11 protein-coding genes and 1 tRNA gene are annotated in these 11,743 nt (G+C 62.5%); 2 read left to right on the forward strand and 10 right to left on the reverse strand.

Annotation, left to right across the window (positions count from 1 at the left end):
* Positions 1-2: 2 nt before the first annotated feature.
* From POM99_RS02265 to POM99_RS02275, 3 genes are all read right to left on the reverse strand, one after another.
* Positions 3-191, reverse strand: coding sequence for a helix-turn-helix domain-containing protein (locus tag POM99_RS02265; protein WP_277275174.1), 189 nt, complete (start codon positions 189-191; stop codon positions 3-5).
* A gap of 100 nt (positions 192-291) precedes the next feature.
* Positions 292-1,080: a hypothetical protein gene (locus tag POM99_RS02270; protein WP_277275175.1), complete on the reverse strand. Its 789-nt coding sequence runs from the start codon at positions 1,078-1,080 to the stop codon at positions 292-294.
* Between the two features lie 12 nt (positions 1,081-1,092).
* Positions 1,093-3,684, reverse strand: a complete 2,592-nt coding sequence (locus tag POM99_RS02275; RefSeq protein ID WP_277275177.1) for a type ISP restriction/modification enzyme — start codon at positions 3,682-3,684, stop codon at positions 1,093-1,095.
* A 121-nt stretch (positions 3,685-3,805) separates the two neighbouring features.
* Here POM99_RS02275 and POM99_RS02280 point away from each other — a divergent pair, with 121 nt between their 5' ends.
* The gene (locus POM99_RS02280) at positions 3,806-4,015 is read left to right on the forward strand and encodes a hypothetical protein (protein WP_277275178.1); all 210 of its coding nucleotides are present in this window, start codon (positions 3,806-3,808) and stop codon (positions 4,013-4,015) included.
* A 101-nt stretch (positions 4,016-4,116) separates the two neighbouring features.
* On the opposite strand, the gene POM99_RS02285 is transcribed toward POM99_RS02280, so the two are convergent.
* The 3 genes from POM99_RS02285 to POM99_RS02295 all read right to left on the reverse strand — a co-directional run bounded on the left by POM99_RS02285 (position 4,117) and on the right by POM99_RS02295 (position 5,893).
* Positions 4,117-4,317: a hypothetical protein gene (locus POM99_RS02285; RefSeq protein WP_277275179.1), complete on the reverse strand. Its 201-nt coding sequence runs from the start codon at positions 4,315-4,317 to the stop codon at positions 4,117-4,119.
* Between the two features lie 71 nt (positions 4,318-4,388).
* The gene (locus tag POM99_RS02290) at positions 4,389-5,621 is read right to left on the reverse strand and encodes a tyrosine-type recombinase/integrase (RefSeq protein WP_277275376.1); all 1,233 of its coding nucleotides are present in this window, start codon (positions 5,619-5,621) and stop codon (positions 4,389-4,391) included.
* A gap of 198 nt (positions 5,622-5,819) precedes the next feature.
* Positions 5,820-5,893 (reverse strand) — tRNA-Gly (locus tag POM99_RS02295).
* A 142-nt stretch (positions 5,894-6,035) separates the two neighbouring features.
* On the opposite strand from POM99_RS02295, the gene POM99_RS02300 reads away from it, so the two are divergent.
* Positions 6,036-8,156, forward strand: coding sequence for an acetate--CoA ligase family protein (locus POM99_RS02300; protein ID WP_277275180.1), 2,121 nt, complete (start codon positions 6,036-6,038; stop codon positions 8,154-8,156).
* Positions 8,157-8,172: 16 nt separating this feature from the next.
* Here POM99_RS02300 and POM99_RS02305 read toward each other — a convergent pair whose 3' ends face one another.
* The 4 genes from POM99_RS02305 to petA all read right to left on the reverse strand — a co-directional run bounded on the left by POM99_RS02305 (position 8,173) and on the right by petA (position 11,510).
* On the reverse strand, positions 8,173-8,709 hold the full coding sequence (locus POM99_RS02305) for an adenine phosphoribosyltransferase (RefSeq protein WP_277275181.1): 537 nt from the start codon (positions 8,707-8,709) through the stop codon (positions 8,173-8,175).
* A 92-nt stretch (positions 8,710-8,801) separates the two neighbouring features.
* Positions 8,802-9,614, reverse strand: a complete 813-nt coding sequence (locus tag POM99_RS02310) for a cytochrome c1 (protein WP_277275183.1) — start codon at positions 9,612-9,614, stop codon at positions 8,802-8,804.
* Positions 9,615-9,645: 31 nt separating this feature from the next.
* The gene (locus POM99_RS02315; RefSeq protein WP_277275185.1) at positions 9,646-10,935 is read right to left on the reverse strand and encodes a cytochrome b; all 1,290 of its coding nucleotides are present in this window, start codon (positions 10,933-10,935) and stop codon (positions 9,646-9,648) included.
* A gap of 11 nt (positions 10,936-10,946) precedes the next feature.
* The gene (petA, locus tag POM99_RS02320) at positions 10,947-11,510 is read right to left on the reverse strand and encodes a ubiquinol-cytochrome c reductase iron-sulfur subunit (protein WP_277275186.1); all 564 of its coding nucleotides are present in this window, start codon (positions 11,508-11,510) and stop codon (positions 10,947-10,949) included.
* Positions 11,511-11,743 lie beyond the last annotated feature (233 nt).

Raw genomic sequence — 11,743 nt, forward strand, 5'->3', positions numbered from 1 at the left:
GTTCACGCCTGTCCGCCGATCAGCGCCCGCAACGATGCGGCTGGGATCAGCGTGCGCTTGCCGATCTTGCGCACTTCCAGCCGCCCTTCGCCGATCAATTGGTAAAGGCGCGTGCGGCCCAGCGAGGAAACGCGGCAGGCTTCGTTGATTGAATAGGCCAGCGGCTCGATAATCATGTTGGCAGTGTTCATTGGAAAACCCCTGTTCGGTTGTGAACGGGGCCAACCTGCGCTGGATGCTGGCGGCTGGTCCGCCGCTTACCTGCAAAAACCTTCTAAAACTGGGTTTTTGTCATTCGTGTTCCCAAGCCTCAAAGGCTTCGAAAATGCGCTTGGCATGGATGCGGATAACCGAATCAGACGGGTGCAAATCCTGATTGCCAAGCCATGAGGCCAGTTCGCGTCCAACGTCAGCGATGTTCTTTGGCTTGAAGTCGCCGCGATAGTAGTGACCCGCAATTTCTAGTGCAGCCAATTCCCAATCGGCGGCGGGCGGTCTCCCGCCCTTGGCTTTAGTGATGGCTGGTTCGGTAGGTTCTGTCTCGGGTTCCGGATGATCCTCGCGCACGAATAATGGCCATATTGAGATATCCCAAGCTGAAAACCATTCTTCATAATAACCGCTGTCCCACGCCGATTTGTCAGGCGGACACAGCGCAGTAGAAAACTGGTTTTGGCCGGGCTGCCAATCATACGGCTCCGTCTCTCTTATCTCCAGTTTCTCCAGAGTGATTTGACTATCGGGCCACTCATCATTCGAAAGGAACAGCCATTCATCGGCAATGAGCTTTTGCAGCGTTTGCCATCGGTTTGCGCGAATAAGAGCGGCCCCCTCTTCAAGATAATAGAACTCACCCCCTTGATACTTCCGCCATCTGAATGAGCCTTCCGCCAGCAGATCGCCGCGACTTAGTAGGGCCAAGATTGCGGACTTCGGACTAGCTGCACCGTCCATGGCGAGCCTGTTAAGCGCTTCGCTTAGGTCCATTTTGCCAGCAAAGGGCCTTTCTGGATTGGACGGCCACCACCATTGCCGCATGATATTCAATGCTGCATCGGCTGGTGAGACTTGCTGCTCCATGATGCCAGGCCCTTAGTCCAACGCCAGATCGATCGTGCCCATGATGCGGTCTGTCTCGGTCAGAATCTTGATGATCTTCTGGTAGTGGCGAATGTCATCCCAGCTAAGGGCGCGGCCCTTGCGGTCTTTCAGCCATTTTTGCGCGGGTTGGTAGCCGCCAACGGGGAACTCCCATGCCGCGGCTGGCACGTTGTCGAAATACTGGCTTGCGTTGATCCAGACGCGGCCCTCGCCGTAGCTGGGCTTCTCCACCACGCTCTCGCCCTCACCGTGGAAGGGATAGGGCGTTTCGCCGATGGCAGCATCTTCCATCAGGTGCAGGCGGCGCAGTGCCTCGCCCTTGGTGCTGACATCGGCAAACACTTCGGGCGATGCGGGGAAGGGGACGCGGGGGAAGTCGATTTTCAGGAACGCGGCATAAGTCTCCCGATAGGCAGGGCAATGCAAAACGCCGTAGATGTAGTCGAACACCTTGACCTCATCGGGGCGGGCATCGCCGGTGGCCTTGCGGAAGGCGTCGGTGCCATCGGGCGCGACTTGCGGGCCAGTCAGGCCAGCCGCTTCGCGGATGCGCCCGTAGAGCTTGGGATCGAAATTGACCCGGATGGTTTGGTCTAGGGTGCCTTCCTCGGGGTAGAGGTAGAGGGGCATTCCGTAGCCTCGCTCCCGTGAGAGGTTTGATACACAACTATCGTCCACAATATTTGCGACAGCCATCACATGATGCCAATTCGCTTGGATGGTCTGACGACAGATCATTGCTGTGAGATTAGGGCCTGCCAAAAAGTGTTGCATCACTTCGCTACGCGGCCTGCATTGAAAGCCGCGTGAAGTGCCGGTGTAATATGTCCAGCGTGTATCGAGAGGGCGATACGCAATGCGTACGAGCCGCGACGGCGACAGATTGGCGATAATGTCGGCTTTAGCGCGTGCCACGCTCCAGTCTTGAACATCCTTCCCCAAAGCATAGCGAATTCGCAGAACTTCGGGTTCGGTATGGGTAAAATCCTGCACCCGTGCCCAAAGTGCGTCGCGGTCCATATCAATGGTCAGATCATCGCGGGCAGTTACAACACCCACCGAGTTAGTGGGCATGAGTTCCGCAATCGAAAAGCCCTTAGCGTATTCCAGTTCCACATCATAATCACGGGCGACAAAGGGATAGGCCGGTGCCTTATGGGGCAAAAGGCTGGTTGACAGCGCTGGCAAACTTCCTCCCCAAAGCGCCTCCCCTTTGGCATCCCGGCTGCCCCAAAGTTCGCCATGGCGGACCTCGGCCAGAGGCTTGGCCTCTTTGCCATCCCGCCGATGCTTGACCGCCACAATGATCGCCACGCCCTGCATGATGTCGAACACATTCTTGTCGGGCGAACCGTCGGGGCAGACTTCCTTCTTTTTGGAATTGCCGTGCAGGTCCAGCACATGAATGCGGTCAAAGCTGTGCATCAATTGCCAGCGCATCCCGCGAAAGGTGGGGTTGTCCAAATAGCCGTGATTGGTGATGAAGCCCAGTACGCCCTCGCCGCGCCCGTCGCGGTCAATCATGTGTTCGGCAAGGCGGATGAACTTCACATAGTCGTCGTTGATCCACTTGGGATTGCGCTCCTGCAACTTCTGGGCGCCACCCGGCTCCTTTTTGTAGGCTTCCATCAGGCCCATGATCCAAGCGCCCTTGTTTGCGCTCTCGCCCGAATAGGGCGGGTTCCCGATCACGCACATGATGGGCGTCTGGCGCTTGATGTCGCTGGCCGCCTTGGCTTCCTCGGCAATGGCGCGGGAAAGGCCGAACAGGGTCTGTTCCACCCGCTCGCCTTCCTCCAGCGAATTGGTGAGGTAGACGCCAAGGCGCGGCGGGCTGGCCGATGGCTTGTAGCCCAGCCCGGTCAGGATCATGTCCAGCTTCATGTGGCACATGGCGTAGCTGGCCATCAGCAACTCGAAGCCATGCAGGCGCGGGATCAGATCATTCTCGACATAGCTGGACCATTGCCCCGGCGCGATGCCATTCACCCGTGCCGCCACCAGCTTCACGACTTCGGCCAGAAAAGTGCCGGTGCCCGTTGCCGGATCGAGAATCTGGACGCGGTGAACCTCCTTGCGGATGGTGGCAGGCTTGCCGTCCTTGCCGTTCTGCCCCGTATCCCAATCAATCGTGATGCGGCTGGTATCGGCCAGTCCGTCCGCCAGCCCGAACTCGGTTTTCAGCACTTCGTCCACCGCGCGGACGATGAAATTCACCACGGGTTCGGGCGTGTACCACACGCCCCGCGCCTTGCGCTTGTCCGGGTTGTATTCGGCCAGGAACACTTCGTAGAAATGCAGGAACGGGTCTTGCCGGGCCGTGATCTTGCCGAAGTGCTTCAGCACCTCGCCCATGTTCACCGCAAGGAACACATTGCACAGTTCATCGATCACCCTGCGCAGGCGTTCGTCCAGATTCGGCCCAGCGATGTAGAGAAACAGTTCGCGCAAGAATGGGTTGGACTTGGGCAGTAGGTCCAGCGCTTCACCCCGTGTGAAGGTATCCGGCGTTTCATCGTGCAGGCGCGCCGCAAACAGGCCGTAGGCGATGGTTTCGGCGTAGATGTCGGCAAAGTCCGCCACGGTGATATCGTGGATTAGGTTGGCCTTGAAAGCCTCATACTGGCCGATCAGGTCGCTGGCCGGGCCACCGCCCTCCCGCGCCTTCACGTCCGCCACCAGCGCGCGGCCCATGATGTCCTTGATGATCGCTGCCTTGCCTGCCATCATTTCGGCCAGCCGCTTGGATGACGTGATCGTGAGCGGGGTGGCGCTGGCAAAATCGCGCAGCCGATTTTCGAGCAATGGGAAATTGGCAGGGCGCGCGGTCAGGGTGGGGATCAGATCAGCGATGGTGATGAAATCCACCGCCTCGCCTTCGCGGATGAACTCGAAGTCCAGCCCATTCGTGTAGATCAGGTTTGGCAGGCCTTTGCGGTATCGGTCCTTTTGCGCCTTGCTGTAGTCGTTTGCGGCGAACTTGCGGACATCCTTGCCGATGTCCTTCGCCTCGCATCAGCCGATGGCGACCGCGCCGCGATTGAACACAAAGTCAGGCGCGCCAACTTCGGTCAGGTGTTTGGGTTCGTTGATAACCGTGATGTCTGGCGCAATCGATCCAAACAGGCGGGCCAGCGCTGGGCGGAAACTATGTTCGGTGGATTGCCCGCTGGCATGGAGAGCGCGGATTTCAGTAAGATAACCTTGAATATCCATCGGCGCGCTTGCCCCCTCGCTTACTGCAAAGGACTTACGGCCAGCCGAGCAATTCGCCAAGCCGCGATAGTTCAAACTGCCCCGCGATTCGAGAATGGCACAATGTCCGCCCCTTTCCGTAGCTGGTCGAGATAGTCGGACCACCATTGCGCCATTTCAAGCCGCTCCTGCCAATGCGCGCCGCGATGATAGGCTGCTCGCACCTTGTCGCTGTCACCATGCGCCAGCGCCCGTTCTATGGCGTCAGGATGCCATTTGCCGCTTTCGTTCAGCAGCGTGGAAGCCATGGCCCGGAAACCGTGCGCCGTCATTTCGTCGCTTGCATAGCCCAGCCGCCGCAATCCGGCGTTGATGGTGTTTTCGCTCATGGGGCGGGTGCGGGTGCGGATCGATGGGAACACATAACCGGCTGGCCCGGTGACGGTCTGCACTTCCCGGAACAGCGAGACAGCTTGGCGCGAAAGCGGAACATGGTGCGGCCTTCGCATTTTCATCTTTTCCGCTGGGATAATCCAAAGCGCGCCGTCCAGATCGATCTCGCTCCAGTCGGCATGGCGCAGTTCGCCGGGCCGGACAAACACATGCGGGGCAATTTGCAGTGCCAGCTTGGTGAAGCCTTGCCCCTCATAGCCATCAATGGCGCGCAGCAGTTCACCAACGCGGCTGGCATCGGTAACAGCGCCGTAGTGAGTGACGGTCGGGGCAGTGAGCGCGCCGCGCAGATCGCGGGTAGGGTCGGATGCCAGCCGCGCCGTCGCCACCGCATAGCGAAGCACCGCGCTGGCCAGTTGCAGGGTCCGCCGCGCGCTTTCCAGATTGCCCTTGCCTTCAATCTTGCGAATGGCCCCCAGAACGTCCGCCGGTTCAATCTCGCCTATCGGCATGGCCCCCAATGCGGGGATCAGCAACGACAAGAGATATTCGCTGCGAACCGCCGTTGCTGGTGCCCATGCCTTCGCCCCATCGCGCCGCCGCTTCTTGCAGTATTCGGCGGAAATGGCAGCAAAGGTATTATCCGCCTCCAGCTTCGCGCGCACCTTGCTGCGCTGTTTTTCCCGCGAAGGGTCTTTGCCTGCTGCCATCATTTCGCGCGCATCATCGCGCCGTCTGCGTGCTTCGCTCAGGCTGACTTCGGGATAGGTGCCGATGCCCAGCTTTTTCTCTTTGCCGTCCACGCGGTATTTCACCCGCCACAATTTGCCGCCGGTCGGCTGGACCAGCAGGAATAGTCCAAGAGCATCGCCCAGCTTGTACGGCTTTGCACGGGGCTTGGCATTTCGGATGGCTATGTCTGTGAGAGCCATTTTCCGCCACTTTCCTAGCAAGTGGCCCCCACTTTGTGGCCATTTCATCTGGCCTCGAACGAGTGGCCCCCATGATGGCCCCCAACGATCGGCGGCTTTCAGTGAATGGAACCGGACGCAGTTGGCCTGCTAAGTGCTAGAATATGGCGGGTTTTAGGGGTTTGTCCAGATAGATACGGACGTGTCCGGACAGGAAAATGGAGCGGGTAGCGGGAATCGAACCCGCATAACTAGCTTGGAAGGCTAGGGCTTTACCACTAAGCTATACCCGCTCGTGCCTGCCATAGCAGGAAGAGCGCCCTGCCACGGATGCTCTGTCTTCGTCAACCATGTGCGTGGCCGCAGGGGCAAATGAATCGCGCTTTACCTCCTTGGCGCGATTGTTATATAGTATAGCGGAATTTGGAGGATGCCATGACCGACCAGCACACCATCGCGCCCGCCGCGCTCGACCGTTTCCTGCGCCCGCGCTCGGTGGCCGTGGTCGGTGCCTCGGACAAGCCGGGGGCACTTGGCTGCACGTTGATCACCAACCTCGATCGCAATGGCTACGATGGCACCATCTACCCCATCAACCCGAAGCGCGAGGCGATCGGCGAGCGCAAGTGCTATCCTTCGGTGGAGGCACTGCCGGAAGGCGTCGACGTGGCCGTGCTGGCGATCCCGCGCGTCGGTGTGCTCGATGCGGTGAAGGGCCTGGCGGCGCGCAAGTGTGGCGGCGTGGTGATCTTTTCCGCCGGGTTTGCCGAGGGCGGTGAGGAGGGCCTTGCCGAACAGCGCGAGATCGCGCGCATCGCCCGCGAAAGCGGCATGGTGGTCGAAGGGCCGAACTGCCTTGGCCTCGTCAACTATGTCGATTCTATCCCGCTGACTTTCGTGGAAACGCTGGCCACGCCGCCCACTGGCAAGCGCGCCATCGGCATCGTGTCGCAATCGGGTGCGATGGCCGCCGTGCTCGGCACCATCCTGCTCGCCCGCGATGCCGGCGTCTCCTACTCGGTCTCCACCGGCAACGAGGCGGCGAGCGGCGTGGAGGACTATGTCGACTGGTTGATCGACCAGCCCGATACCCACGTGATCGCCATGATCGTCGAACAGTTCCGCAAGCCGCAGCGCTTCCTAGCTGCGGCGCGGCGGGCAGCGGCGGCTGGCAAGCCGATCGTGCTGCTGCATCCGGGCAAGTCCAGCGCGGCGCGCGAATCCGCCGCCACGCACACCGGCGCGATGGCTGGCGATTACAAGCTGATGCGCGCGATGGTCGGCCGCGCCGGGGTCATCTTCGCCGAAACGCTGCAGGAACTGGGCGACATTGCCGAGATCGCCCTGCGCTGCCCCTCGTTGCCTGCCGGCGCCACCGCCGTGCTGGGTGAATCCGGCGCGTTCAAGGCGCTGACGCTGGATCTGGCAGAGGAGCTGGAACTGCCGCTGGCGCCGTTGCACGATGATGACTCGCCGTTGCTGCGCGCCGCATTGCCGCCGTTCGTGCCCGTGTCCAATCCGCTCGACATCACGGCACAGGGCCTGTCCGAACCGGCAATCTATACCCGCTGTGTCGAAGCGCTGCTGCAGGATGATCGCGTCGGTACGGTGCTGGCCGGGATCATCCAGGCCGAACCGATCACCTGCGCAATCAAGTACCCGCCGATCCTGGCCGCCGTGGAGGGCAAGGCCCTGTCCAAGCCGCTGGTCTTTGCCGGGCTGGACGAAGGGGCCGAGGTTCCCGCCGAGCGCATTGCCGCGCTGCGCGCCGCGGGCATCCCCTGGTTCCCCACCACGGAGCGCGCGCTGACCGCGATCGCCCGGCTCACCCACTGGTCCGCTCGCGACGTTTCGGCAACCGACAAGCCGGCGCTGCCGGTGGCGGGGCTCGCGGCCGAACATGGCGTGATCCCCGAGTATCGCGCGAAGCAGCTGCTTGGCCCCGCAGGCATCTCGTTCCCCAAGGGCCGGTTCGCCGCCAGTGCGGACGAGGCGGTCGCTGCCGCGGATGCCGTCGGCTATCCCGTGGCGATGAAGGCGCAGGCGGCGGCGCTGGGGCACAAGAGCGATGCCGGCGGCGTCCTGCTCAACCTCGCTGATGGCGCGGCGGTGCACGAAGCGTGGACACGCATTCACGCCAATGTCGCTGCCTACAGCGACAGCATCCGGCTCGACGGTGTGCTGATCGAGGCGATGGGCAAGCGTGGCATGGAGATGATTGTCGGCGCGAAGAACGATCCTGACTGGGGCCCGGTCGTCCTGGCCGGCTTTGGCGGTGTGACGGCAGAGATCCTGCAGGACGTGCGCCTGTTGACGGCCGACATGACCGAGGAAGCGGTGGTGACCGAGCTGATGAAGCTGAAGAGCGCCGCCCTGCTGGCCGGGTATCGCGGTTCTCCCGCGCTTGACGTGCCCGCTCTGGCCGCGCTGATCGTCAAGGTCGGGCAGGTGCTGCGTGCGGAACCCTCGATCCGCGAGATCGACCTCAACCCGGTTATCCTGCATCCGTCGGGCGAGGGCGTGGTCGCGCTCGACGCGCTCATGCTGGTGGACTGATGGCTGCTCCCGGGCCTCAGTGCCCCGGGAACTGCATCAGCGCATCCACGGTAAGGCCGGCCGCGCGCAGGCGGTCGGCGCCACCCAGGTCGGGCAGGTCGATCACGAAGAAGGCGTGCGTCACCACCGCGCCTGCTTGCCGCAGCAGGTCTGCCGCGGCAAGCGCGGTGCCACCCGTGGCGATCAGGTCGTCCACGATGGCGATGCGTTGGCCCGCCAGCACCGCCGTGGGGTCGATCTCCAGCCGGTCCTGTCCATATTCCAGCGCATAATCGACGCCGATGGTCGGCACCGGCAGCTTGCCCGGTTTGCGCACGGGCAGGAAGCCCAGGCCTGCCCGTGCCGCCGCTCCCGCGCCGAAGATGAAGCCGCGCGCCTCCATTCCCGCAAGCGCCTCCGCGCCCGCCGCGGCGGTTCGTTCGGCCAGGTGGCCGATGCAGGCGGCAAAGCCGGCGCCATGCCCGATCAGCGTGGTCACGTCGCGAAACAGGATGCCGGGTGCGGGGAAGTCAGGCACCGTACGCACCAGCGTCTTCAGGTCATCGGGGCTCATGCAGGCTCAACCCAGTACGAAAGGGGAGTGATACGAAAAAGGGCCACCGTTGCCGGTGACCCCTTTCGAGCTGGCGCTGGCCAAGCGAACGATCAGTGCTTGTTGGCCCAGACGTTCTTCTTGGCAAGGTAGGCAAGGATCGTCGCCGCCAGAAGGAAGCCGAGCACGGCGAGGCCGGTCTGCTTGCGCTTCTCCAGCTTGGGTTCTGCGGTCCAGGTCAGGAACGCGGCCACGTCTTCCGCCTCCTGCTTCACGGTGGCCTTGGTGCCATCGGCATAGGTCACCTGGCCGTCCATCAGCGGTGCGGGCATCGAGATGTTCAGGTTGGCGAAGTAGGGGTTGTAGTAGAGGCCGTCGGGCGTCTTGGCGTCCGGGAACTTCTTGATCAGCTCGGCGGGCTGGTCCTGATAGCCCTGCAGCAGCGAGGCGACATACTCAGGGCCTTCATGACGAGCCTTGGTGATCAGCGAGAGGTCCGGCGGGCTGCCCGAACCGGCATAATACACCGGGGGGAAGTGGTCGGCCGGGGTGTTGTCGCGCTCGCCGGTTTCGCCGGTCTTGGGGTCAAAGGTCTTGGCCTTCGTGCCCCACTGCTTGGCGATCGCCTTCACTTCGGCTTCCGAATAGCCGAGGTCGGTCAGGTTGCGGAACGCCACCTGCTTCAGCGAGTGGCAGTTCGCGCAGACTTCCTTGTAGACCTGGAAGCCGCGCTGCAGCTGGGCGCGGTCGAACTTGCCGAAAACGCCGTTGAAGGAGAACTCCACTTCCTTGGGGTGAAGGTGGAATTCGTGCACCGCGGTGGCTGGCTCGGGTTCGCGGATCGCCTGGAGAGCGCCCACGCCGAACGACCAGAGCAGCGCGACGGCGAAGAAGAGGCCGACCAGGGGGCCAAAAAGACGGACCATGGGGTTATCTTTCTCTAACGCTTCGGCTGGCTCAGGCAGCAGCGGGGTTGGAGGTCAGCACGGCGCCTTCGTCCTTGCCCAGCACCGCTTCGGTGATCGAGAACGGCAGCGGAGCCGGCTTCTCGATCGACGACACGATCGGCAGGATGACGAGGAAGTGCAGGAAGTAGTAAGTTGCGGCGATCTGCGAGATCATCACGTAGGGTTCCGCCGCAGGCGCACCGCCGCAGTAGCCCAGCACCAGCACGTCGACCAGCAGCACGTAGAAGAACTTGCGGAACAGCGGACGATAGTGGCCCGAACGCACCGGCGAGGTATCCAGCCAGGGCAGGAAGAACCAGCACAGGATCGCCGAGAACATCGCCAGCACGCCCATCAGCTTCGCCGGGATGATGAAGAAGTCCGCGGTGAAGGCGCGCAGGATCGCGTAGAACGGCCAGAAGTACCATTCGGGGACGATGTGCGCAGGCGTCGAAAGCGGGTTGGCCGCGATGTAGTTGTCCGGGTGGCCCAGCATGTTCGGCGCGAAGAACAGCACCGCGCAGTAGCCCAGCAGGAACACGCCCAGGCCGAAGCCGTCCTTGGCGGTGTAGTAGGGGTGGAACGGCACGGTGTCCGATTCCGTCTTCACTTCCACGCCGGTCGGGTTCGACGATCCGGGAATGTGCAGCGCCCAGATGTGCAGGATCACCACGCCCAGGATCACGAAGGGCAGCAGGAAGTGCAGCGAGAAGAAGCGGTTCAGCGCGGCGTTGTCGGGCGCGAAGCCGCCCAGCAGCCACTGCTGCAGCGGTTCACCCACCAGCGGGATCGCACCGAACAGGCCGGTGATGACCTTGGCGCCCCAGAAGCTCATCTGGCCCCAGGGAAGCACATAGCCCATGAACGCGGTCGCCATCATCAGCAGGAAGATGGTCACGCCCAGCAGCCAGATCATCTCGCGCGGGGCCTTGTACGAGCTGTAGAAGAAGCCGCGGAAGATGTGGATGTAAACGACCACGAAGAACGCGCTGGCGCCGTTGGCGTGCGCATAGCGCAGCATCCAGCCCCAGTTCACGTCACGCATGATGTGTTCAACGCTGTCGAAGGCCACGCCCGCGTTCGCGGCATAGTGCATCGCCAGGACCACGCCGGTCACGATCTGGATCATCAGGCAGACCCCGGCAAGGATGCCGAAGTTCCACATGTAGTTCAGGTTGCGCGGCACCGGGTATCCGGCGCCCACCGCGTTGTAGACGAAGCGCGGCAGCGGCAGCTTCTCGTCCAGCCACTGCATCAGCGGGTGGCTTGGCTTGTACTCGTTCGCCCAGGGAAAGCTCATCGGGTCTGTCCTCAGCCGATCTTCACGACAGTGTCGGAAGTGAATTCATAGGGGGGCACCTCGAGGTTCTTCGGTGCCGGGCCTTTGCGGATGCGCGCCGCGGTGTCGTAGGACGAACCGTGGCAGGGGCAGAAGTAACCGCCGAACTCGCCCTTCACCTCGCCTTCGCCGGCGCCCAGCGGCACACAGCCGAGGTGGGTGCAGACGCCCATGGTGATCAGCCAGTTGGTCTTGCCTTCCTTGGTGCGCTCTTCCAGCGTCTGCGGATCGCGCAGCGAACCGGGGTCAACCTTGCCCGCCTCGGCGATTTCCGCCGGGGTCAGGTTGCGCACGAACACCGGCTGCTTGCGGAACACGGCCTTGATCGCCTGTCCCGGCTGGATCGCCGAAATGTCGAGCTCGGTGGAGCTTTCCGCCAGCACGTCGGCCGACGCGCTCATCTGGGAGATCAGCGGAACCAGCGCGGCCAGACCGCCCACGCCCGCAAAACTTACCGCCGCGATATTGATGAAATCGCGCCGCCGCACACCTTCGCCGGTGTCGTGCGCCGGATCGATGCTCGCCTCATCAGCCATTGAAATTCCCTGCCTGCTGCCGCCGCGTCCGCGGACCGGGCGCGGTCCAACTTGCCCCTCGTGATGCGCGATGGAAGTGCCCGTTCGGGAACCTCCCTCGCACAAGGACCGCGCGCAACGCAAATGCACTTCGCCCGACCCAACTTGGCGCGCCTGATAGACGCAATTCCCCGCGTTTGCCAACAGGCATTTTAGGGAAGGGAAAGGCACGGATTCACAAGGGTTAGCGGCCC

This window comes from Novosphingobium cyanobacteriorum, from assembly GCF_029436685.1.
Classification (GTDB): domain Bacteria; phylum Pseudomonadota; class Alphaproteobacteria; order Sphingomonadales; family Sphingomonadaceae; genus Novosphingobium; species Novosphingobium cyanobacteriorum.